This is a genomic window from Shewanella sp. AC34-MNA-CIBAN-0136 (genome assembly GCF_040309945.1).
Lineage (GTDB): Bacteria > Pseudomonadota > Gammaproteobacteria > Enterobacterales > Shewanellaceae > Shewanella.
The window spans coordinates 1-24,612 of sequence record NZ_JBEOPJ010000016.1 but is presented as its reverse complement, the minus strand read 5'-3'; the positions used below and the strand labels follow the sequence as shown (position 1 = coordinate 24,612).

Annotated in this window: 20 protein-coding genes and 2 tRNA genes; 6 read left to right on the top strand and 16 right to left on the bottom strand. The window is 42.7% G+C overall.

From position 1 onward, the window contains the following. The first annotated feature begins 10 nt into the window (after positions 1-10). Complete coding sequence (locus AAEY94_RS15495; protein WP_101086540.1) at positions 11-892, top strand: universal stress protein; 882 nt, start codon at positions 11-13, stop codon at positions 890-892. A 138-nt stretch (positions 893-1,030) separates the two neighbouring features. Here the strand turns inward: AAEY94_RS15495 and AAEY94_RS15490 are convergent, their stop codons facing one another. The 8 genes from AAEY94_RS15490 to AAEY94_RS15455 all read right to left on the bottom strand — a co-directional run bounded on the left by AAEY94_RS15490 (position 1,031) and on the right by AAEY94_RS15455 (position 9,661). After that, the gene (locus AAEY94_RS15490; protein WP_182744745.1) at positions 1,031-1,687 is read right to left on the bottom strand and encodes a 3-oxoacid CoA-transferase subunit B; all 657 of its coding nucleotides are present in this window, start codon (positions 1,685-1,687) and stop codon (positions 1,031-1,033) included. Between the two features lie 13 nt (positions 1,688-1,700). Further along, a complete protein-coding gene (locus AAEY94_RS15485) occupies positions 1,701-2,405 on the bottom strand; it encodes a CoA transferase subunit A (protein WP_182744746.1) in 705 nt (234 codons plus the stop codon). A gap of 73 nt (positions 2,406-2,478) precedes the next feature. Beyond that, positions 2,479-3,369 carry a hydroxymethylglutaryl-CoA lyase gene (locus AAEY94_RS15480; protein ID WP_350979197.1) on the bottom strand — a complete coding sequence of 297 codons (891 nt, stop codon included), beginning with the start codon at positions 3,367-3,369 and terminating at the stop codon, positions 2,479-2,481. Then, positions 3,370-5,400, bottom strand: a complete 2,031-nt coding sequence (locus AAEY94_RS15475) for an acetyl/propionyl/methylcrotonyl-CoA carboxylase subunit alpha (protein WP_350979196.1) — start codon at positions 5,398-5,400, stop codon at positions 3,370-3,372. Further along, positions 5,400-6,215: an enoyl-CoA hydratase-related protein gene (locus AAEY94_RS15470; RefSeq protein WP_350979195.1), complete on the bottom strand. Its 816-nt coding sequence runs from the start codon at positions 6,213-6,215 to the stop codon at positions 5,400-5,402. The genes AAEY94_RS15475 and AAEY94_RS15470 overlap by 1 nt, the downstream gene beginning before the upstream one ends. 39 nt (positions 6,216-6,254) lie before the next feature. After that, positions 6,255-7,862 (bottom strand): carboxyl transferase domain-containing protein, encoded by a 1,608-nt coding sequence (locus AAEY94_RS15465; RefSeq protein WP_350979194.1) that lies wholly within the window; start codon positions 7,860-7,862, stop codon positions 6,255-6,257. A 92-nt stretch (positions 7,863-7,954) separates the two neighbouring features. Continuing rightward, entirely contained in the window at positions 7,955-9,124 is a 1,170-nt protein-coding gene (locus AAEY94_RS15460; RefSeq protein ID WP_350979193.1) for an isovaleryl-CoA dehydrogenase, read from the bottom strand. Between the two features lie 126 nt (positions 9,125-9,250). Further along, the gene (locus AAEY94_RS15455; protein WP_101086547.1) at positions 9,251-9,661 is read right to left on the bottom strand and encodes a MerR family transcriptional regulator; all 411 of its coding nucleotides are present in this window, start codon (positions 9,659-9,661) and stop codon (positions 9,251-9,253) included. Positions 9,662-9,968: 307 nt separating this feature from the next. Between AAEY94_RS15455 and AAEY94_RS15450 the strand changes: the two genes are divergently transcribed. After that, entirely contained in the window at positions 9,969-11,885 is a 1,917-nt protein-coding gene (locus AAEY94_RS15450; RefSeq protein WP_350979192.1) for a propionyl-CoA synthetase, read from the top strand. Between the two features lie 253 nt (positions 11,886-12,138). Next, positions 12,139-13,668 carry an NADP-dependent phosphogluconate dehydrogenase gene (gnd, locus tag AAEY94_RS15445; RefSeq protein ID WP_162023560.1) on the top strand — a complete coding sequence of 510 codons (1,530 nt, stop codon included), beginning with the start codon at positions 12,139-12,141 and terminating at the stop codon, positions 13,666-13,668. 70 nt (positions 13,669-13,738) lie between these two features. Here gnd and AAEY94_RS15440 read toward each other — a convergent pair whose 3' ends face one another. Continuing rightward, positions 13,739-14,632 carry a 1,4-dihydroxy-2-naphthoate polyprenyltransferase gene (locus tag AAEY94_RS15440; RefSeq protein ID WP_101086550.1) on the bottom strand — a complete coding sequence of 298 codons (894 nt, stop codon included), beginning with the start codon at positions 14,630-14,632 and terminating at the stop codon, positions 13,739-13,741. A 207-nt stretch (positions 14,633-14,839) separates the two neighbouring features. Here AAEY94_RS15440 and tesB point away from each other — a divergent pair, with 207 nt between their 5' ends. The 3 genes from tesB (at position 14,840) to AAEY94_RS15425 (ending at position 17,448) form a co-directional block, all read left to right on the top strand. Next, the gene (tesB, locus tag AAEY94_RS15435) at positions 14,840-15,700 is read left to right on the top strand and encodes an acyl-CoA thioesterase II (RefSeq protein ID WP_011638171.1); all 861 of its coding nucleotides are present in this window, start codon (positions 14,840-14,842) and stop codon (positions 15,698-15,700) included. 9 nt (positions 15,701-15,709) lie between these two features. Continuing rightward, positions 15,710-16,111: a YbaY family lipoprotein gene (locus AAEY94_RS15430; protein WP_101086551.1), complete on the top strand. Its 402-nt coding sequence runs from the start codon at positions 15,710-15,712 to the stop codon at positions 16,109-16,111. Between the two features lie 101 nt (positions 16,112-16,212). Continuing rightward, a complete protein-coding gene (locus AAEY94_RS15425) occupies positions 16,213-17,448 on the top strand; it encodes an MFS transporter (protein ID WP_350979191.1) in 1,236 nt (411 codons plus the stop codon). On the opposite strand, the gene AAEY94_RS15420 is transcribed toward AAEY94_RS15425, so the two are convergent. The 7 genes from AAEY94_RS15420 to AAEY94_RS15390 all read right to left on the bottom strand — a co-directional run bounded on the left by AAEY94_RS15420 (position 17,445) and on the right by AAEY94_RS15390 (position 24,446). Next, positions 17,445-18,818 (bottom strand): sigma-54-dependent transcriptional regulator, encoded by a 1,374-nt coding sequence (locus tag AAEY94_RS15420; RefSeq protein ID WP_101086553.1) that lies wholly within the window; start codon positions 18,816-18,818, stop codon positions 17,445-17,447. The two genes, AAEY94_RS15425 and AAEY94_RS15420, sit on opposite strands and share 4 nt — an antisense overlap. 2 nt (positions 18,819-18,820) lie before the next feature. After that, a complete protein-coding gene (locus AAEY94_RS15415) occupies positions 18,821-20,617 on the bottom strand; it encodes a sensor histidine kinase (protein WP_350979190.1) in 1,797 nt (598 codons plus the stop codon). 100 nt (positions 20,618-20,717) lie between these two features. Further along, entirely contained in the window at positions 20,718-22,115 is a 1,398-nt protein-coding gene (locus AAEY94_RS15410; RefSeq protein ID WP_101086555.1) for a TRAP transporter large permease, read from the bottom strand. Further along, positions 22,115-22,771, bottom strand: coding sequence for a TRAP transporter small permease (locus tag AAEY94_RS15405; RefSeq protein WP_350979189.1), 657 nt, complete (start codon positions 22,769-22,771; stop codon positions 22,115-22,117). Before AAEY94_RS15405 ends, AAEY94_RS15410 begins: the two co-directional genes overlap by 1 nt. A 66-nt stretch (positions 22,772-22,837) precedes the next feature. Further along, positions 22,838-23,857, bottom strand: a complete 1,020-nt coding sequence (locus AAEY94_RS15400) for a TRAP transporter substrate-binding protein (RefSeq protein WP_182744755.1) — start codon at positions 23,855-23,857, stop codon at positions 22,838-22,840. Between the two features lie 401 nt (positions 23,858-24,258). Further along, positions 24,259-24,334, bottom strand: a tRNA-Ala gene (locus AAEY94_RS15395). Between the two features lie 36 nt (positions 24,335-24,370). Continuing rightward, positions 24,371-24,446, bottom strand: a tRNA-Glu gene (locus AAEY94_RS15390). Between the last annotated feature and the right edge of the window lie 166 nt (positions 24,447-24,612).

The window sequence follows — 24,612 nt, the reverse complement described above, 5'->3', positions numbered from 1 at the left end:
GGAGAAGGAAATGGATAAGGTGTTTATTATCGCGCAAATGGAACAAGCACATACCGATGCGATAGCGAGCGGTTTGCTGTTAGCTAAGCAATTGAACAAAAATGCGGAAGTTTTTGCTTATTCTTATGCTTATTTTAGTGGTCCTGAAAGTTATAACCCTCGTTTAGTCAGCGTTGCTCAAAAGCAGTTAATGGATCAACGAGAAGCTGAATTAAAGCAGCATCTCGTGGATCTTAAAGGTGAAGATATTCCGGTACACATGGTGTGGAGCAAATATTTATTTGAACATGCCTGTCATCATTCTATTCGTCATGGATTTGACCTTATGGTGAAGGCTGTACATCATGCAGACCATTATTTATCCACTGACTGGCAGTTGATACGCCATACTCGGATCCCGTTATTATTATTAACCAGTAATCCACTCACTAAAGGCAACGCAACGTTGATGGCTGTCGATCTTGCTACTCATGATCCTATTAAGCAACAGCTCAATAGCGTTGTAGTGGCATATGGTAAGCAACTTGCAGAAGCTACAGGGACCAAATTACATTTAGCGTTTGTGCTTAGGGTACCCAAAATATTACGAGATATGGATTTGATTGATACCCATGCTCTTGTTAAAAAGGCATATAAAGATCATCAAAAACAGATTGCTCAATTTAATATGGATCCCGAATGTATCCACATTATTGCTGGTGAGCCTGAGCTGTGCTTGTTTGAGCTAGCCTGCAGATTGAAGAGTGAATATTTTGTGATTGGTGCTCGGCAACGAGAAGGATTATTAGGACGGATTATAGGTAATACTGCTGAGTTAGTTTTAGAGCGGATGCGCAGTAACGTATTGATTATTCCAGCAGATGATCAATTGCTTGCGCCTTTAACCTGGTAGTTTTTCTGCAAATTAACGGTCACATCAACGAACCGTTAGGTATTTTTAGTTAGTTGTCATTTTAAAAAATACAAAAAGCCCGCATTACTGAGTATATCCAGAGTGGCGGGCTTTGTTATATTAACCATTTAAGATTAATTAAAAAGTCATTTCTGGCACATGGTCTGGTACCACTAACTTACCAGCTGTTTTTGTGACGATTTCTTCAACAGACACGCCAGGGGCTCGTTCAAGTAAATGGAATGCGCCATCTTTAATTTCCATAAAGGCCAAATCTGTCATTACACGTTTAATGCAACCATAGCCCGTTAATGGCAGTTCGCATTTTGACAATAACTTTGAATTGCCGTATTTGTCTGCATGCATCATGGTGACAATAATGTTGTCAGCACCAGCGACTAAATCCATTGCGCCGCCCATGCCTTTAATCAGCTTGCCTGGGATCATCCATGAGGCGATAGAGCCGTTAACATCAACTTCGAAGGCGCCTAATACGGTTAGGTCTACGTGGCCGCCACGTATCATTGCAAAGCTCTCTGCCGATGAAAAGAATGACGCCCCAGCAACTGCGGTAACTGTTTGTTTGCCGGCGTTGATGAGATCGGCGTCTATGGTTTCTTCGGTTGGAAACTCGCCCATGCCGAGTAGACCGTTTTCAGATTGCAGCATCACTTGCATGCCTTGTGGAATATAGTTAGCCACAAGAGTAGGGATACCAATACCTAAATTAACGTAAAAACCGTCTTGTAATTCTTTTGCTACGCGCTGGGCGAGTTGTTCTCTGGTCAGTGCCATGGTGTTGTCTCCCTTATTTCGCAGCTTTGACGGTACGTTGTTCGATACGTTTCTCAAAGCTGGCTTTGATAACGCGATCAACATAAATACCTGGTGTATGGATGTGGTCTGGATCTAACTCACCCGGTTCAACAATTTCTTCAGCCTCAACCACGGTAATTTTACCTGCGGTGGCCATCATTGGATTGAAGTTAGCGGCGGTTTTTCGAAATACCAAATTACCCATGGTGTCGGCTTTCCATGCACGAACTAAGGCAAAGTCTGCCGTCAATGATTCTTCTAATACGTAGTGACGACCTTTAATTTCACGGGTTTCTTTACCGTCAGCAATCGGCGTGCCGTAACCTGTTGCGGTGAAAAATGCCGGAATACCCGCACCACCAGCACGAATTTTTTCAGCCAATGTGCCTTGTGGCGTGAGTATTACATTAAGCTCACCAGACAACATTTGTTGTTCAAAGGTGGCATTTTCGCCAACATAAGAGGCTATCATGGTTGAAATTTGATGTTGTTTAAGTAATAAACCTAAACCAAAATCATCAACACCAGCGTTGTTTGAAATAGCGGTTAAGCCTTTCACACCCAATTTAACCATGTGGTTAATTAAGCCTTCAGGAATACCACACAAACCAAACCCGCCGACCATAATGGTCATGTCGTCACTCAGTCCTGCTAGTGCTTCTTCATAGCTGTGGACGACTTTATTGAATCCTGCCATCTTGTTGTCCTTATCGTTATATTGATATCAACGGTTAGCGGTATGCTACGTTAACCATTTTTAGTATATGTGATTATGTTCTGATTGCATTTGCCACTTTAGACCCATTGGTTCGGCCTAATGCGCGACTTATGTTGTCGCCAGCAAATGCAAGCTTAGCTAAGTCAATGCCGGTATCTATTCCCATGCCATGGAGCATGTAGACCAGATCTTCAGTGGCGAGATTGCCCGAAGCGCCTTTCGCATATGGGCAACCACCAAGACCGGCGACTGATGCATCAAACACGCTGACACCAGTGTCGAGACAGGCCAGAATATTGGCTAATGCTTGACCGTATGTGTCATGAAAATGCAAGGCTAACTTATCAACCGGAACCACTTTGGCGACAGCTTCAACCATTTGCCGCGCTTTATTGGGAGTGCCAACACCGATGGTGTCGCCTAATGAGATTTCGTAACAACCCATTTTATAAAGGATCTCAGATACTCTCGCGACTTCTCTCACATCAATGTCGCCCTCGTACGGACAACCGAGCACACAAGACACGTACCCGCGCACTGGGATATTGTGTTTTTTGGCGGCTTCCATCAACGGAATAAAGCGCTCGATTGACTCATCAATAGAGCAATTAATGTTTTTTTGACTAAAACTTTCTGATGCTGCGCCAAAAATAGCCACTTCATCAGCGCCAGCCGCTAACGCTAGTTCAAAGCCTTTTAGGTTAGGGGTTAATGCACTGTAAACAACACCAGCTTGTCGTTTGAGTTGCTGCAATACGGCATCAGAATCGGCCATTTGTGGCACCCACTTAGGTGACACAAAGCTGCCTGCTTCAATGCGCTTAACACCTGCATCGGCAAGTTGTTCGATTAACGTGAGTTTGTCTGCAGTGGTCACCGGCACTTCGTTTTGTAACCCGTCACGAGCGCCGACTTCAAAAATGCTCACTTTAGTCGGTAACATTTACGCTTCCTCGATGTTAGCTTCAGAGGCTAATGGTTCAACGTTTAATAGTTGTGCACCGTCACTGACAAGCTCACCGCTTTGGAAATAAAACTCACTCACCACGCCATCAAACGGCGCTTCGATGGTGTATTCCATTTTCATGGCTTCCATCACTAATAAGCCTTGGCCCGCTTTGACTTGTTCGCCCACTTCCACTAAATGAGTCACAACAGTGCCATTCATTGGTGCTTTAAGCTTATCAGCATGGTTAATCACTTCTTCAATCACTTGAGCCAATATGGCTTTAAAGTGATAACTGCCAGATGGTAAAAATAGCGTAAAGTCATCGCCTTGATGGCTAACAGGGATTTTGCTCTTATGGCCATTAATCTCAGCTAAAAGTAAATCGGCTTTAAGTTCACCCGCTAACGTCAACATTTGGTCATGTAAACACAATTGATATTGTTCGCCAACGGCAGTCAGTAGCAAGTCATGCTGTTGTACTTCGGCGGATGCGTCAGTTAATAACGACACACGATGCACACTTGAACTGTTGAGTCTAAAGCCGCTCACGAGGCCCCAAGGTGAATATGGGTCGGCGCTGTTTATGGCCAGCGCTTTTGCTGCTTGTTTACGTGACAGTACTTGAAAAAGTCCTGCTAGTGCTAACGCAGTATCTGCTTCAATAGCAGCGTCACCAATTAAGGTGTCGCCATAACGCTCAATAAAGTCAGTACAGAAGTCTGCCGCAGCAAAAGCTGGGTGTTCAGCAATGTTGGCTAAAAACTCGATGTTATGTTTAAGGCCACTGATTTGGTATGACTCAAGTGCGTGTACTAAACGTTGTAGTGCGCGAGGGCGTGACTCGTCCCATACAATCAGCTTGGCGATCATCGGGTCATAAAAGTTACTGATGACATCGTTTTCACGAATACCTGAATCGATACGCACGTGACGATTTTGTTCTGGTTCACGTAAAAAATTGAGCTTACCGCTGGCAGGTAAAAATTCGTTTTGCGGATCTTCAGCGTAAATTCGCACTTCAAATGAATGACCATGAATACGCACTTCATCTTGGCGTAGCGGTAATTCACCACCACTAGCGACAACTAGCTGCCATTTTACTAAGTCCTGGCCTGTGACCATTTCGGTAACCGGATGCTCTACTTGCAAACGGGTGTTCATTTCCATGAAGTAGAAGCTATTATCGGTATCGAGTAAAAACTCAACGGTACCCGCGCCAACATAATCAATGGCTTTGGCGGCTGCAACGGCGGCGTTCCCCATTTGAGCTCGTAGTTCGTCTGACAAACCGGGTGCTGGCGCTTCTTCAACCACTTTTTGATGGCGACGTTGAATAGAGCAGTCACGATCCGATAAATAAATCGCATTGCCATGAGTGTCGGCAAATACTTGTACTTCAACATGACGTGGTTGACGTAAGTAGCGTTCCATTAACAATTTGTCATTGCCAAACGACGAGCTGGCTTCACGGCGTGCTGATTTAACCGCTTCAAGGATTTCGCCATCGTTTTCTACGATACGCATCCCTTTACCGCCACCACCATAGGCCGCTTTAATCAGTAACGGGAAGCCGACAGCTTTGGCCTGGGCAATTAATGTGGCATCAGTTTGATCGTCGCCGTGATAACCCGGCACTAATGGCACATTGGCTTTTGACATGATTTCTTTAGCGGCACTTTTACTGCCCATCGAATCGATAGCATCACTGCCAGGGCCAATAAAGGCGATACCATTTTGCTCACATTTACGAGCAAACTCGGCATTTTCTGATAAAAAACCATAACCAGGGTGAATGGCTTCCGCGCCCGATTTTTTAGCTATCTCGATAATTAAATCAGCTTTTAAATATGAGTCCGCTGGGGCGCTGCCACCTAGATAAAACGATTCATCTGCCATGGCTACATGGCGGGCATCTTTGTCGGCATCGGAATAAAGGGCAATGGTGCGAACACCCATGGTTTGAGCCGTTTTAATAATACGGCAAGCAATTTCACCACGGTTAGCAATCAGTAATTTGGTAAACATTATTGGGCTCCTTGTGGATCAGATTTAGCGGTTTGCCAAGTAGGCGTACGTTTTTCAAAGAAGGCATTAAGGCCTTCTTGGCCTTCATCTGATACACGAATACGAGCAATTTGCTCGCTGGTAAAATTGAGCGTAGCGTCGTCAATCACGCCGTTTTCTAAATGCGACACGAGATTTTTGGCCCATGCCATGCCTTGAGGGCTGTTGGCATTAAATGCGGCGATAAAGGGGGCTGCAGCAGCATCTAAGTCGTCGTTAATTTCGTGAATAACTTGATGAGTTAAGGCTACGTCAGCACTAAAGCGTTCAGCGGTCAGCATAAAGCGACGCGATTGACGATTCCCCATAGCACGAACCACATACGGGCTTATCACAGCAGGGATAAGCCCCAGCTTGACTTCGCTTAAGCAAAAGCTTGAACGGGTGTTGGCAATGGCAATATCGCAACAACAAATTAGTCCTAAAGCGCCACCAAAGGCCGCGCCTTGTACTAAGGCAATAGTGGGTTTTGGAAACTTGTCTAACACGTGCATCAGCTTGGCAAGCTCATGGGCATCCGTCAGGTTTTGTTCAAAGTCCATTTTTGCTTGTTTGCGCATCCAATTGAGGTCGGCGCCAGCACTAAAATTTTTGCCATTAGCACGTAATATCAACATATTGCATTGACTGTCTTTGGCAAAGTGTTCGATAGCCTGGATCATCTCGCTGATCATCACTTCATCAAAGGCATTATGCACTTCAACTCGGTTTAAAATCAGCTCTGCCACCCCTTGTTCTAGACGGCATTCAATGAACTTATATTGGTTTGATAACATTATTTTTTACTCCTTATTTAGCTGAATTAACCGAATGAATTACATGCGGAACACCCCAAAGCGGGTGTCTTCAATAGGAGCATTTAATGCTGCCGATAAGGCTAAGCCGACCACGTCACGCGTTTGTGCCGGATCAATAATGCCATCATCCCAAAGTCGGGCACTGGCATGATACGGATGACCTTCTTTTTCGTATTGCTCAACAATGGGTTTACGGAATGCTTGCTCATCTTCTGCAGACCATTCAACGCCTTTGCGGGCTAAACCATCGCGGCGCACTGTGGCTAATACGCCAGCAGCTTGTTCTCCGCCCATGACCGAAATACGGGCGTTAGGCCACATCCACATCATGGTCGGTTCGAATGCGCGGCCACACATGCCGTAGTTACCTGCGCCATAACTGCCACCGATAATCACGGTAAACTTAGGCACGTTGGCGCAAGAAACCGCGGTCACCATTTTGGCGCCATGTTTTGCAATGCCTTCGTGTTCGTACTTTTTACCCACCATAAAGCCGGTAATGTTTTGCAGGAATAACAGTGGGATTTTGCGTTGGCAACATAGCTCAATGAAGTGAGCGCCTTTTTGCGCCGACTCAGAAAACAAAATGCCGTTATTGGCCACAATACCAACTGGGTAACCGTGAATACGGGCAAAACCACACACTAGGGTTGCCCCGTAGTTAGCTTTAAATTCGTCAAAGTCAGAGTCATCAACCACTCGGGCAATGACTTCTTTTACATCAAACGGCTTTTTTAGATCGGTACCGACAATGCCGTACAATTCATGGATATCGAACTTAGGTGGTTTGACTGGACTTAATAAGCTTTTGATTTCTTTTTGATGATTAAGACGCAGTACTGCACGTCGAGCAAGCTCAAGCGCGTGGTCGTCATTTTGCGCTAAATGATCGGCAACCCCCGATATTTTAGTGTGAACTTCTGCACCGCCAAGTTCTTCTGCACTGACTTCTTCACCGGTAGCCGCTTTCACTAATGGAGGCCCGGCTAAAAAGATGGTGCCTTGATCTTTAACAATAATAGACTCATCGGCCATTGCAGGAACATAAGCACCGCCTGCGGTACACAAGCCCATGACGACAGCAATTTGCGGAATACCTTTGGCTGACATTTGTGCTTGGTTATAAAAAATTCTGCCGAAATGATCGCGATCTGGAAATACTTCATCTTGGCGAGGTAAATTCGCGCCACCAGAATCGACTAAGTAGATGCACGGTAAGTGACAACGGCTGGCGATGTCTTGCGCGCGTAAATGCTTTTTAACGGTAATCGGGTAGTAAGTGCCGCCTTTGACCGTAGCATCGTTGGCGATAATCATGCACTCAATACCACTGACACGACCGATACCAGCAATAACGCCTGCCGCTGGGACTTCTTCGTCATAGACTTCGTAAGCGGCAAATTGCGATATTTCTAAGAAAGGTGAACCTGGATCGAGCAGCTTTTCAACGCGCTGGCGCGGCAATAACTTACCACGAGATAAATGGCGTTCTAAGGCAACAGGGCCGCCGCCTTGTTCGATTTTTTTTAGTTTTTGTTGAAGATCATCGACCAATAACGCCATGCTGTCTGACTTGGCTTTAAATTCGTCACTGCGAGGATTGATACGGCTGCTCAGTTGCGTCATTTCTATATCCTTAATGAAGCAAAAAATAAGGGGGGGCTTGATTAAGGCGACATAGCACGCTTGATATGTCGCCTTCGTACTGCAAAAACTGGTTATTTTGACTCGTTAAACAATTCGCGACCAATTAACATGCGGCGAATTTCAGAGGTGCCTGCACCAATTTCGTAAAGCTTAGCATCACGTAATAAACGACCTGTTGCGTACTCGTTGACATAGCCATTGCCGCCCAGTAATTGAATGGCATCTAAGGCCATTTTAGTGGCAAGCTCAGCGCTGTATAAAATCGCACCAGCGGCGTCTTTACGTGTGGTTTCACCGCGGTCACATGATTTAGCCACACTGTAAACATAAGCGCGTGCAGCATTCATACCCGTGTACATATCGGCTAACTTGCCTTGCACTAGTTGGAATTGACCAATTGACTTACCAAACTGTTCGCGTTCATGAATGTATGGCACCACTATGTCCATACAAGCAGACATAATGCCTAATGGGCCACCAGACAACACTACACGTTCATAATCAAGGCCACTCATTAACACTTTTACGCCATTATTGAGGCCGCCTAAGATGTTCTCTTCTGGTACTTCACAGTCTTCAAATACAAGTTCACAGGTGTTTGAACCGCGCATACCTAGCTTGTCTAATTTTTGTGCTTGAGTAAAACCTTTAGACCCACGTTCAACGATAAACGCAGTAATGCCATGTGCACCTTTTTCTAAGTCAGTCTTGGCGTAAATAACATAGGTGTGGGCATCAGGACCGTTGGTGATCCACATTTTGTTGCCGTTAAGGATGTAGCGGTCACCTTCTTTGCGAGCATTCAGTTTCATTGAAACCACATCTGATCCCGCATTAGGTTCGCTCATCGCAAGTGCACCAATGTGCTCACCACTGACTAGCTTAGGTAAATATTTTGCTTTTTGAGCGTCATTACCATTACGGTTAATTTGGTTTACACATAAGTTTGAGTGAGCGCCATAACTTAACCCTATAGAGGCTGATGCGCGGGAGATTTCTTCCATTGCGACAACGTGCGCAAGGTAGCCCATGTTGGCTCCACCATATTGTTCATCAACAGTGACACCTAATAAACCCATATCGCCAAGTACTGGCCATAATTGATTAGGGAACTCATTGTCGATATCGACTTGGGCGGCCATAGGCGCAATTTCGTTGGCCGCAAAACCGCGAACAGCGTCGCGTAACATGTCAACATCTTCACCTAAACCAAAGTTTAAGCTGGTATATAAATCGCTCATTTGCATATGTCCTGTTGAATTTTATTGTCGTCTGGTAAACATTTTTTGCCAACGCTTTTATGTGCGTTTTTGGCAGTAGGAAAAATGTTGTTGGCCTTATTGAGTCAGCCATTTTTTTATTGAGTTTTATTTGGCTTTTTTAGCCGAGTTGTCGGCAAGCGCCGCTTTGCATTGTTGTTCGGCTGAATTGAGTTCCATTAACACTACTTTAATGTCGTCCATTTGCTGCTGTAGAGCTGATTTTTTTTCATTGACCAAATCCAGCATGGTATTGAGCTGTGTTGAGCTACTTTTATCAGCATCGTAAAGCTCAAATAGTCGACGAGTTTCAGCTAACGAAAAACCAAGACGTTTGCCGCGTAAAATAAGTTTTAAACGCACTCGGTCTTTCAGGCTATAAATTCGGGTTTGCCCGCGACGCTTAGGTTTAATCAAGCCTTGGTCTTCGTAAAAACGAATACTGCGGGTGGTGATATCAAATTCTTTTGATAAGTCACTGATTGAATATGTTGATTGAGGAATGTGGGTTGTGCTCATCATGTCACCAAAAGTGTTTCTTTTGATGCAAGATATATGAAGTTTACGTAAAGGTAAAGTTTGCTAGATGGTTTTCAGTTTAATGCGTGTTAATTTTGCTTGCCACTCAAACACTAATTATACATTAACATATTGTTATTTAGTGTATTTTATTACTGATAGTATTTGACCAGCACAAGTTAAACACTCGATTGAAACTTAAGGTTTTTTTGTTGGTTTTAGTGGTTGTTATCCCTTTGTCTAATAGGGGTATTTAATGAATTCTGCTCATAATCACTGTAATACAAGTTGATTAACGGAGAACAATATGGCTGATGTAGGACTATCAATGCACGCACAATCGATAGCCGATCCCGAAGTGTTTTGGCAGCAAGCCGCTGAAGCCATTAGCTGGGATCTTGCGCCCCAAACGGTACTTGATGATAGCAATAAGCCTTTTTACCGTTGGTTTGCTGATGGCAAGATGAATACTTGTTTTAATGCCGTAGACCGTCACGTATTAGCAGGAAGAGGTGAACAAACAGCGATTCATTACATTAGCCCTGTGACGCACAACGAATACTCAATTAGTTATCAATCTGTGTTGGCTCAGGTAAAACGCTTGGCTGGATTGATGGTGTCACTTGGTGTTGAAAAAGGCGACCGAGTGGTTATTTACATGCCAATGGTGCCAGAAACAGCTTATGCCATGCTGGCATGTGCACGGATTGGTGCGATTCATTCTGTGGTGTTTGGTGGTTTTGCTGCCAATGAGCTTTCTACGCGGATTAATGATGCGAAACCTAAGTTAATTCTGTCTGCTTCATGCGGCATTGAACCTTCTGGTGTCGTACCGTACAAACCTTTACTCGATGACGCATTATCTCAAGCGCAACATCAAGTCGAACATTGCATAATTTTGAATCGAACTGAATTCCAAGCGCAATTACAGTCGCCAAGAGATCTTGATTGGTACAGTGCGCTGGTGGATGCGCCTGATGCTGATTGCGTGTCTTTGGATGCCACAGATCCTTTATATGTTTTATATACCTCAGGTACCACAGGGCAACCTAAAGGTGTCGTACGCGACAATGGCGGCCATGCAGTCGCATTAGCGTGGTCGATGAAACACATTTATGACATTGGTGTGGGCGATGTTTTTTGGGCAGCATCAGATGTTGGCTGGGTAGTAGGGCATTCATATATTGTTTATGGGCCATTGCTGGTGGGTGCGACGACCATAATGTACGAAGGTAAACCTATTGGTACCCCTGATGCGGGTGCATTTTGGCGAATTATCGAACAAAAAAATGTTCGTAGCTTTTTCACTGCACCAACTGCAATTCGTGCTATTAAACGTGAAGACCCAGAAGGCGAGTTCATTAAACAATTTGATTTAACTTGTCTTAAACAGATGTATTTAGCGGGGGAGCGTTGCGATCCTGACACCTTAAACTGGAGTCAGCAGCAGTTAGGTAAACCAGTGATTGATCATTGGTGGCAAACTGAAACTGGTTGGCCTGTCGCGGCAAACTTGATGGGCACCGATCCGATAGAGATTAAAGCCGGATCGCCTGCGCGTGCAGTACCAGGATATCAAGTAGAAATTCTTGATGCGATGGGGCAACAAGTGGCTCCTAATGAAAGTGGTAATGTGGTGATAAAGCAACCTTTACCACCAGGCACATTAACGACTTTGTGGCAAAATGATAAACGCTATATCGACAGTTACTTGTCTATGTATCCTGGTTATTACTTAACTGGAGATGCAGGTTATGTCGATGAAGATGGTTATTTATACATTATGAGCCGAATTGACGACATCATAAATGTTGCCGGACACCGTTTATCTACGGGTCGATTTGAAGAAGTTTTATGTCAGCATGAAGCGGTGGCCGAGGCTGCGGTAATTGGTGTGCAAGATAAACTAAAAGGCCAGGTGCCTCTTGGATTAGTAGTGCTTAAAAATGGCGTTACCTTATCAGATGAAGCTCTTTATAAAGAGTTACTTGCACTGGTACGTCATGAAATTGGCCCAGTGGCTTCATTTAGGCTAGTAAGTGCTGTGCAAAAGTTGCCTAAAACCCGCTCTGGAAAAATATTACGAGCCACAATGCGTAAAATTGCAGACAATCAAGAGTACACCATGCCAGCAACGATTGAAGACCCACAAACCTTAGATATTGTCCGGAATGCGTTGACTAAAATGGGTTATGCTAATGCACTAACTACTGAGATAACATGATGTTACTCTTCAATATTTAGCCATGTCAAATGATAAGGTGATTTTAAATCGAAACCATAAAAAACCAGTGTTTTTATGGTTTTTTCTATTGTGACACGATGTTATCTCCTAATAAACAGATTGGGCATACATTGTAAAAAACAGCGTTTCCGCGTTTTGTTACTGGTAATTTAGTTACAAGAATCGCTATAATTGCCACCCAAATGGATTCGCACTACGCGATTAATCTCTGTGACCTGTGGAAACATACACTATGAATAACCACACCCAACAATCTCACGTCGGCGTTATCGGCCTTGGTGTTATGGGCAAGAACCTCGCATTAAACATTGCTGACAACGGCTACCATGTTGCAGTTTTCGATTTAGATACTCCAAAAGTCAACGCTGCTGTGGCTCAAGAAGAAAGTGAGCGTAAAGCGGGTACGGCACCGCGCATGCAGTCATGTAATAATCTTACAGAAATGCTGGCTAAATTAGTTGAGCCTCGAGTTATTGTATTATCTGTGCCTGCTGGTGCGCCTGTTGACGGTGTATGTAAATCGTTAATTGAAGCTGGTATTGAAGCCAACGATATCGTTATTGATACGGGTAACAGCCTTTGGACCGACACGGTAGAACGCGAAGCACGTTATAAAGATCAGTTTGTTTTCTTTAGCTCTGCAGTGTCTGGTGGTGAAGTCGGTGCCCGTTTTGGTCCATCTCTCATGCCCAGTGGCGATGAAAAAGCATGGCGTTATGTTGAACCAATTTGGAAAGCTATTGCTGCTAAAGTGGATTCAGCAACGGGTTTACCGATAGAGCGTTTTGAGCCAGGCAATCCGGTAACCGAAGGTGAGCCGTGTACGACTTATATTGGTCCTGCTGGTTCTGGTCATTACGTTAAAATGGTTCATAACGGCATTGAATATGCTGATATGCAACTTATTTGCGAAGCGTATCAATTGCTCAGTGACGGCTTAGGCATGTCTGCCCATGACATTGGTGACGTGTTCAATGGTTGGAATAAAGGTATTCTTAACAGTTACCTTATGGGGATTAGTGCTGAAGTCTTACAACAAGACGATCCATTAACCGGTAAGCCATTAGTTGAAATGATTTTAGATAAAGCAGGCCAAAAAGGCACTGGTTTATGGACTGCAGTGAGCAGCTTGCAAATTGGTTGCCCTGCGCCAACGATTGCTGAAGCCGTTTATGCACGCGCTGTGAGCACTCAGAAAAACTTGCGTATGCAGTTAAGCTCGAAGTTAGCAGGACCTGCACCAGTCAGTTTTAGTGATGCTGAAAAAGTGGCATTTATTGCTAATCTTGAAGATGCATTATACTGCGCTAAAGTGTGCTGTTATGCGCAAGGTTTTCAGTTAATGGCGATGAATGCTAAAGAGCAGAATTGGTCTTTAGATTTTGCTGAAATTGCTAAAATTTGGCGAGCGGGTTGTATTATCCGTGCTACGTTCCTACAGTCAATTACTAAGGCTTATCAAGAAGATGCAAACCTTACGAACTTATTAATGGCTGACACTTTTAGTCAAACATTATCGCAAAAACACCTTAACTGGCGTAAAACGGTCGCAGCTTCTGTTATGCAGGGCATTCCTGCTCCATGTATTAGTTCGGCTATTGCCTATTATGACAGCTACCGCTGTGAGACATTACCCGCTAACTTGTTACAAGGTCAGCGCGACTTTTTCGGTTCACATACTTTTGAACGCACCGATAAACCCGCTGGTGAGAAATACCACTTAGACTGGAGTGCGAAGCAGCGTACGTTAGCTAAGGTGTAATTAGTCTTACATTATAAAAAGGCGCTTCATTGTAAAATGAAGCGCCTTTTTATTTAGCTAAGGAAAATGGTTAGGTTAGCGAAAAGTACAATCCAATGCTAAATAAGACGCTAAAAATCATCGTCAATTTAGCTGTTTGCCCAAGGATAGGATTTAATGCTTCACCAGTATTATTATGAAATTCGCGACTCAGGTTACGTGCGATTACTAATGATACACCTGCTAATAATACGGGTAACCCATCGAGCGACCCGAGCAAGAATCCCGCGATAATGATACCAAATGGTAAGTAGACAAAACTTTGATATAGCACTTTTGCTTGTGCTTCACCAATTCTTACCGCAAGAGTATTTTTACCTGCTTTTGTGTCGGTAGAGATATCTCTAGTGTTATTGACCAGCATAATGGCAGCATTAAAAAAACCAATAGCACAGCCAAGTAACCATGCTGTCATGGTGGTGGTGCCTGCTTGTAAATAGTAACTGCCAACAACGGCCACTAAGCCGAAAAATACAAATGCAGCAATTTCGCCTAATCCATGTGATGCCAGTGGGTAGGGACCTCCGCTATAACATAACGCGCCTAATATCGAGGCTGTTGCAAGAATGGCTATTGGCCAGCCACCGTGAACGATTAGCAATGAACCTACTAATAATGATATGACTAGGCAACCAATCATGGCATTTCGTACAGATGACGGAGCAAGAATACCGCTTTGAGTGACTCTTATTGGACCGATCCGCTCTTCGGTGTCGATACCATTCTTAAAGTCAAAGTAGTCATTAGCGAGATTAACTGAAATTTGCAATAATACTGCACATAGCATTGAGGTAAAGGCGATGAGTAAGCTAAATTGTTCGAGCCCAATCGCTAGCATATTTCCGATTAATAATGGACCGATAGCCGCCGGTAACGTGCGAGGACGGATAGCCATAAACCATGATTGCATTGAGCTAGGTTGCATAATATTGTGAGGCGCACTGTTGATTAGTCATATCTAATAGCATACCAAATATTCAATTAGGCTGCAGATATGAATATTTGCGTTGCATCACTATTTCGTGATTTGTCACTAGATGACTTAAATTCAACAATTACCATAGAATAAGCTAGAAAACATCAGCTTAACTAAGGTAACCTTAACGTTAATCCAAGTTGTAGAGAAGGTGTTATGAGTCAGGTATTAAACGATTTATTGTCATTGTTGTCACTTGAGAAAATTGAGTTAGGTCTGTTTCGCGGCCAGAGTCAAGATTTAGGCTTCGGACACGTGTTTGGTGGCCAGGTGATGGGACAAGCGTTAAGTGCTGCAAAACAAACGGTTAGTGAAGACCGCCATGTACATTCTTTACATTCATACTTTCTACGTGCGGGTGATGAAAAATTACCGATTATTTACGATGTTGAAAATATGCGCGATGGAGGAAGTTTTAGTGCGCGTAGAGTAAAAGCGATTCAGAAAGGTCGACCTATTTTTTATATGACCTGTTCGTTCCAAACGGTTGAAGAAGGCTTTAATCATCAAGATGTCATGCCCGATGTGCCAGGACCTGAAGGTTTATTGAATCAGCAAGAACTTGCAGTGACTATGCGTGATAAAGTACCAGCGAAAATGCTCGAAAAATTTATGGCAGACTCTCCGATTGAAATGCGTTTAGTTAACCCGGTTCATCCTATCGCCCCTAACACAACAGAGGCAAAAGGGTATGTATGGCTACGTGCCAATGGGCAAGTACCATCGGATCATAGTATTCAAGAGTATTTACTCGCTTACGCATCGGATTTTAATTTTTTAGCCACAGCAACTCAGCCCCATGGTGTGTCTTTTTTAACTCCAGGTATGCGCATGGCCACTATTGATCATGCCATGTGGTTTCATCGCCCATTTAATATGGGAGAATGGCTCTTGTACTGTATTGATAGTCCCAATGCAGGCGGTGGACGTGGATTTGTGAAAGGGCAGTTTTTTGATCAGCAAGGACGTCTTGTGGCTTCTGCCACACAGGAAGGTTTAATCAGAATGACCAAGTAGGACGCTAACATGTTAATAATTAAGAAAGGGATACAATTCGCGGTTGTCACTTTGATTGCCATAATACTCAACGGTTGTGTGACGATTGAGCCTGAAAAGCCAGTCATTGTAAATGGCTATGCAGGTTATGCAGAGAAAATTGCCTTGCCACAAGGGTGTAAAATTAACATTGCATTAATTGATTTTAATACTCCGGGTGCGATTATCTCTCAAAAAAACTTTGATATAGCCAGAGCACCCGTTCCATTTAAATTCACCTTACCTGCTGAGTTAGTCAAAAGCGGTGTTGATTACGGTGTTGTGGCAATGATCACTTATCAAGGTAATGCTATTTTTCAAACGTATGATAAGTTCCGTGTGATCAGTAACGGTCAATTTACCACTCAAGTGTTAATGAAACGCGTTAAATAGCCACTTCGTAATCTAGTTCACAAACTCTTATGCCCGTCATTGATCTATTTATTTGGCGGGTAATAATCTGTTTCTACCCTAATGTGCTGTTTAGGTTGTTTATGACAGAGTTATCTCAGACTTATCGCTCGCATGCGCAAACTCGTTTAATTTGGGCTTTGTGCATAGCTTCTATGGTGATTTACATTAATTTGTACACAGTACAAGGCATGCTGCCGTCTATTGCGGAACATTTTGATGTGTCTGGCGCACAAGCTACTTTGGTGTTATCTGTTACCAGTTTCACCTTAGCTTTTTCATTGCTTTTTTATGCAGTTTTATCTGACAGGATAGGACGGTTGGCTCCTATTGTGGTGAGTTTATGGCTGCTCGCAGGGTCGAATATTTTATTAGTGTTTGCCCAAACATTCGATGACTTATTATGGGTGCGCTTACTGCAGGGCATTTTGTTGGCCGCTGTGCCCGCGATTTCGATGGCCTATTTTAAAGAACAATTAGCTCCCTCTTTTATGCTCAAAGCTGCTGCCGTATACATTATGGCCAACAGTATGGGCGGTATCGCAGGACGAATTTTTGGCGGATTAATGGCACAAAATTTATCATGGCAGTCGTCAATGGGGTTGGTGTTTTTGGTCACGTTAATGGGGGTGGCATTGGTAACGTATTTATTGCCGCGTAAAGAAATTAAATCCCCAGTGGTTAAGCAAAAAGTCTCTTTGCGACATAAGGTAAAGCAAGATATAGATGGCTTTATGTTCCATTTGTCTGACTCGCAGATGCGCCTCGCTTATGCCATTGGTGGCTTAGCATTTATGATGATGGTCAATCAGTTTAGCTTTATTCAATTGCATATTATGGCTGAACCATATGGTTTGAGTCGCTTTAATGCGACCTTGATTTTTCTCTGTTATTCAAGTGGCACATTTGCTTCTTATTTGTCGGCAAAATGGATTATGCGCTATGGCTCGATGCCATTATTTAGAGTGGCTTTATGCTTAATGGTCGCTGGCACGTTGTTGACTTTGGTGGATACATTGACTGCCATTGTGGTGGGTTTTCTGATCAGTGCTTGCGGATTTTTCTTAACTCACAGCTGTTGTAATTCGTTTGTTGCTATCCGTGCCACCAGTCATCGCGCTAAGGCAACGTCGCTGTATTTATGTTGCTATTATCTTGGCGCATCCCTAGGCGGACCTTATTTAATGATGTTTTGGCACGAAGCTGAATGGAATGGAGTGGTTGCGGGGTCTATGAGCCTTTTGGCGCTGCTTTTAGTGGCGGTCTGGCGTTTAGGGATACATCAACAACAGGTTATTGATGTATCCGTACCCGATTAACTCTCGATAAATTGTTTACGGTCTAGTTCAAACTTACGCATTTTGTCGTACAAGGTTTTACGGGGTAATTCGAGTTGTTCCATGGTTAATTTGATGCTGCCTTTGTTGTGGCTTAATGCTTCTTCAATTAACATTCTCTCAAAGAACTCCACTCTTTGCTGAAGCGACATGCTGGTGTGCATAGTGGTGTGGTTATCTAAATTACCAGCAAAAGCGGCTTCTGCACCAAGTAACACATAACGTTCTGCTAAATTACGTAACTCGCGTACATTACCAGGCCAGTCGTGAGAGGTTAGCACCATCGTTTGCTGGGGATTTAATGCTATGAGTGCTTTATGGTAACGAGCCGAAGCAATTCTGGCAAAATGTAAAAACAGCAATGGAATGTCTTCTCGGCGATCTCGTAGTGGAGGAATGACAATGGTCACTAGGTTAAGACGATACAATAAATCTTGTCTGAATTTCCCTTCTTCGCACAGTTGCTGCAAGTTTAATTTTGTTGCCGCAATAACCCTGATGTCCAAATTAATCGGCGTATTTGATCCTAATCGTTCGACTTTACGATCTTCCAATACACGCAATAATTTAACCTGTAAGGCCATAGGAGTGCTTTCTATTTCATCTAGAAGTAGCGTGCCACCATTAGCATATTCAAACTTACCGATGCGGCGTTTGTCTATGCCAGTGAAAGCGCCAGATTCTGCACCAAAGAGTTCACTTTCAATGAGATTTTCAGGGATTGCACCACAATTAATGGCGACAAAATTAGCTTTGTTACGATAACTATGGTCATGCAGATATCGGGCGACAAGCTCTTTACCTGCACCGGTTTCACCTTCAATCATGATATCTGCAGGTGTGTCGAGCACTTGGTCAATAAGATGGCGCATTTTCATCACACCAGGACTACTGCCTAAAATACGTGGACCAGGTGCTATATGCGATTCAAGTTCGCGTTTAAGTTTACGGTTTTCTAGTGTTAGCGCACGCTTATCTAACGCGCGTTTAGTCACATCGAGTATATGTTCGTTGTTAAATGGTTTTTCGATAAAGTCGTAAGCACCTTTCTTGAGTGCGTCTACCGCCATAGCAATGTCACCAAAACCCGTTAATAGTACTACAGGTAAGTCACTGTCTTGTTGTTTCAGTTGTTGCAATAAACTCAAACCATCGAGTTGCGGCATATTAACATCAGAAATTACTATGCCAGGCCAGTTAGCGGTAATATGGCTGGAGATAGCTTGCGGATTCGTAATCGCCAACGCGTTGATATTCTCTAGTTTAAATAACTGCTGTAACACGATACCGATATGAGGTTCATCATCAACAATAATAACTTGATAATTATTGATGTCTTGAATTTGAGTCACGTTTACACTTCCTCACGTAAATAAAGTGGCAAAATAATATGGAAAATAGCCCCACCGTGTATGGCATTCTCGACAGTAATAGAACCTTGCATAGATTCGATAATTCGCTGCGAGATGGACAATCCTAAGCCTAGTCCTTGGCGCTCACTGGTGGTGTAGTAAGGTTCAAAAATTTTATTCATTTGGCTTTCTCTCACGCCTGGGCCACTGTCTTGAATGCTTATATTGACCTTGCTGTCGCAATAGACTTCGATTTGTAATTGTCGCTCTGTAGATTGCTGCATTGCGACGATAGCATTACTAATAAGGTTAACCAGTACTTGTTGTAATCTGACGCTGTCGCCCCATATTTGGCATTTGCCCGTTAATAATTTTAGCGACAATTTAACACCTTGTTTGTCCATTTCAGGTTGAACAATGGTAAGTGCTTGCTCAATTGATTGATTAATTTCGGTGGCGTTGTCTTTTCCCTGAGATTTCCGTGTAAAGCTTTTAAACTGACCAATAATATCTGCAAGCCTATCGGTTAGCTCTATCATGATTTTGATATTGCTGCTGGCATCTTCAATCATATTACGGCCAATGAATGTTTGAGTGTTTTGTGCGTAACTGCGCAGTGCTGCCAACGGTTGATTGAGCTCGTGGTTAATGCTGGCTGACAGGCTACCTATGACCGTAAGCTTTGCCGCTTGGATTAGTTCGTCTTGAGTGTCTTTTAATTGGGTGTTGGCTTGTTCAAGATCCAATGTACGCTCTTTTACTCGTTGTTCGAGTAGATTTTGAGCTTGGTGCATTCTGCGTAAATTTTTACGGCGCTCAATGCTATAAAGTATAAAAAGTGTTAATAATAAATAGAGTGTGGCCGCCAATAGCATTATTGGCGGTAACGATTCATATAAGGGCTTCATTGGAGTAAGAATATGAACGTTCCAATTAGCATTGGGCATCAATTGGTGACGTTCAAGGTATTTTGCGTGGCCTTCAGCTGATGATATTTTATATACCTGTTTAGTATCGGAATTGCCGAGCATAAAAAGAGGGCTTACACTAAGCTCACCAATGGGCCGGTTGGCATAGCGTTTTGATGAATTTAGAGCAAAACGTTTAGCCTGTGTCAGTGGTGTTAATGAATTAAATCGCCAACTATTAATGCTTGAAAGAAACACTATATTGTCTGGATCGCTGATCATAAACTCATATTGGCTTGCGATGGCAATACCACTACTTTGTTGTTCAATCAAACTTATATCAACTTTTACAACCACTACACCCAATACCACGCCTCTATGATATACCGGATTAGCAAAGTAGAATCCGCGCTTATTTGATGAGGTACCAACTGCATAATATCGTCCAGACTTCCCTGATATCGCATCGATAAAGTAAGGCCTAAATGAATAATCATGATTAATAAAAGAGTTTGGTACATCCCAATTACTGGCGGCAATAGCCACGCCAAGCGCATCGGTGAGGTAAATGTCTGACGACTCAGTGACTTGCTTTAATTCAGATAAATAAGCGTTGAGCTTTTCGATTGTTTGAGGATTGCGTTGATCAAGTAACCCTTGTTCTAAGATGGGGTTTTGTGCAAGTACTGCAGGAATATTTTCGTAGTGTGAAAGGGCGTTATCAATAAAAATTACCAGTTCATTAATTTGCTTTTCAGATTGCTCAGCAATGGACGTTGTGCCTTGTTCAAGTAAATACCAATATGTAACTCTAAGGGTCAGTAATAACCCGATAATGAGCATCATGCTCATTACAACATTTCGTTTTTTGGTAGTCGAGAATGAAAGCATGCATATTCCCAATCGATAATGATTATGATGATTATTGAGCATAAGTAAAAAAACGAGCCTTAATAAATTAAGGCTCGTCTATAATACGCGAATTATCAAGTTAATAGCCGTTTAATTTGTCTATGTATTCGGGTAAAAATAGAGAAATTTGTGGAATATAGGTAATCAACATCAAGAAACCGAGTAACAATACTAACCAAGGAAGGCACGATTGAATTACCCACCCCATACTTTTTCCTGTTATCCCTGCGGTGACAAACAGATTGAGCCCTACAGGCGGTGTGAGCATGCCTATCTCCATATTGACCACCATAATGATGCCTAAGTGAATAGGATCGATACCTAACTGGGTTGCGATAGGGAATAAGATTGGCGCCATAATCAACAGAATAGCTGAAGGCTCCATAAAGTTACCCGCAGCTAATAACAGTAAGTTGACGATAATCAAAAAGCCCCATGCGGGTAATCCAAATCCGACAATCGTTTCGGCGATAATGTGCGGAATACGTTCGGTGGTTAATACATGGGCAAACAGCATGGCATTAGCAATAATGAACAGCAGCATAATACTGACTTTAGCGCCATCACGTACTACATGACGGATTTCTTTGTCGGTAGGTGTTTTAATAACGGCAAGTAACATGTGCCCTATGTTACGTAATGAGGCTCCCACTAAAGACTCTTGTTTATTTCGCCAAGCGACATTTTTAAGAGGGCCAATATCACGATAACCAAATACAGCAATAAAGTAAGCATATACACAAGCTACTGCCGCAGCTTCAGTTGGGCTTGCTACACCACCGTAAATAGAACCTAGCACAATCAGAATGAGTGCTAAACCACCCATCGCTTTAGCACTTGATATCGCTAATGCTTTAACGCCAGGAAAAGGACGTGAAGGCAGCTTTTTAATCCGAGCAACGATATAGATGGCCAGCATTAAAATACAACCCATCATTAAGCCTGGTATTAAACCGGCCATAAACATTCTAGCGGCAGACACTTCTGTCGCGGCTGCATAAACCAGCATTACAATCGATGGTGGAATTAAAATGCCTAATGTACCTGACGTAGTGATAACGCCTGCTGCAAATTTTTCTGGATAACCCGCACGCACCATACCAACAATCACAATAGAGCCAATAGCCGCTACAGTAGCTGGTGATGAACCCGATACCGCTGCAAATAGCATACAAGCCATCACTGATGCCATAGCAAGACCACCGCGGATATGACCTACGCTGTCCATCGCAAAGTCAATAATACGTCTTGCTACGCCACCAGTAGACAAAAATGCCGATGATAGAATAAAGAATGGGATTGCCAATAAAGTGTAGTGTTCTGAAGTCGACTCATACAGTTTTAAAACAATCGAAGCGAGCGAATCATTTGAAAATAACAAAATAGTCAGCATGCTTGAAAAGCCTAAAGCGATAGCAATAGGCATACCAATCATCATGCAAATAAACAAAGCAATAAATAGTGTTGCTATAGTCATTATTTCGCGTCCTTATCATTTTGTTGTTGTTCTGATGATGTGGATAGCGCAGCTTCATCGATTAAATGCATGCTGTCTTTTGCTTCATCGGCCAGTTGGAAACCAACAGCTTTATTGCGCAAAATAGCGATAAACAATTCAATAAAACGCCAAGTGAGCATTGAAAACCCGATAATTAAAATGCTTTGAGATAACCAAATAGGAACTGCACCGTCTTCTACGTCGATGCGTAATGTTTCCCAGGCAAAATCTGGATCTAATTGATGAATAAACCATGCAGGAAAGTCGATATCTTCCATTGGAATACCAATTTGGTACATTTGGCTAAGATAGTCCCAAGCACCTTTTAAAAACATGCCACAGTAAATAATGCAACACAGGCACGCAAAGATAGCGACTGCTTTCTGTGGCTTACCAGATAGCTTAGATACAAAGGCATCGACACCAATATGTGCTCCTACTTTAACGCCATAAGACATACCAAATAATACAAACCAACCACAAAGAGTAAGGGTCAGTTCTTGGATCCATAAAAAACCGGTGTTAAAAAAGAAACGAGCAATAACTTCGCCAAAAACTAGCAACGTCATTAATGTAATTAATAAATTAAGGAACCCTTCTTCAAAATAACCAAATAGTCTTGAAATCACGGTCATACTCCTTGAATAAAAAAAGGTGGTACTGATGCAAGAATGCGTTCAGTACCACGTCAAGTACGGAGACTATTTAGTATTTGCAGCTTGAGCGGCATCAATCATGTCTTTACCAATTTGATCTTCAAACTTAGCCCAAACTGGTTTCATAGCGTTAACCCATTGCTGGCGTGCAGCAGGCGCTAACGTGACTAATTCAGAGCGCTTAGAATCAATAATGGCTTGTCTATCTTGATTATCTTTTTCAGCCGCAATTTTGTTACCAAGTGCGATAGCTTCGTCTAGTGATGACTTAAAAATAGCTCGTTTATCGGCGGGTAGACCTTTCCAGAAGGTATTTGAGGTCACTACCATGTAATCTAAAACGCCATGATTACTTTCTGTTATGTGACTTTGTACTTCATAGAATTTCATTGAGTAGGTATTTGACCAAGTGTTTTCTTGACCATCAATGGCGCGTGTTTGTAGCAGAGTAAACACTTCTGAAAATGGCTTTTTAACAGGAATCGCGCCAACTGCATCAAATTGAGCTGCAATCACATCAGATGCCATAATACGGAACTTTTTGCCGTTAGCATCTTTTGGTAATGCCAATGGATCGTTCGCTGAGAATTGCTTCATGCCGTTGTGAAGATAACCTAGACCAACAAGGCCTTTACGGTTCATTGCGTTTAATAATTTTTGGCCTGAATCTGATTGCTGAAAACGATCAACTGCTGCCATATCTTCAAATAAGAAAGGTAAATCGAAAATCTGTAGTTTTTTGGTAAAACGCTCAAACTTAGATAATGACGGTGCTACAAATTGCACATCGTTTAGGAGTAGTGCTGCTAGCTCGTTGTTATCCCCAAATAACTGTGAGTTAGGAAATACGTTAACAACGTATTCACCAGGTAAACGCTGCTCTATTAATTCTTTAAACTTAAGTGCCATTTGTCCTTTTGGTGTGTTTTCTGCAACAACATGCGAAAATTTAATTTCTACAGGTTCAGCAAAGACATTAAAACTCGCTGCCAGAATAGTAGCAATTGTTGCTAGTTTAGCAATTGATTTGAGTGGGCGTGTAAAGGTACTGGTGGATTTTTTCATAATAATTAACTTCCTTTTTTTAGTGTTATATTTTCCTCAAGGTGGTGACTTGTCCCAGAACAAGTACGCCATAAACGCTTTATGAGGATAGATCAAACATAGCAAGCATTAGGCCAGAATGTTAATTATTTGTAACTCAATGAAATATATTAACTTTAATTTAATAAGGAAACCGGAGAGCGATTTTATGTGTGGATTGTCACACAGTAGAAAAGGGGTAATGGGTGGAATGTCGCACATTGTCATTGATCGTGATGTGAAGAGAGTATTTATGACTAGCAGAGTAATAATAGTTTACATGGACTTAATTAAAACAAGAAAGAAATAAAAATTAGACATAAAAAAACCACCTTTCGGTGGTTAATTTGTGAATGCAATATATGCATTAAATACCAAATAATTGGTGGAGCTACACGGGATCGAACCGTGGACCTCTTCACTGCCAGCGAAGCGCTCTCCCAGCTGAGCTATAGCCCCAAATTCTAGCTGACTAAAACTAAAATTTTAAAAATATGGTATCCCATAGGGGATTCGAACCCCTGTTACCGCCGTGAAAGGGCGGTGTCCTAGGCCTCTAGACGAATGGGACACATTTGATACGTTATACTCTGCATCGAGTGAATACTCATTGGTGTCTGTAGGCTAAACACCAATGCTATATAGATAATCAAAGAACTCTTTCGAATCATGTTCAACCATCTTAAATATGGTATCCCATAGGGGATTCGAACCCCTGTTACCGCCGTGAAAGGGCG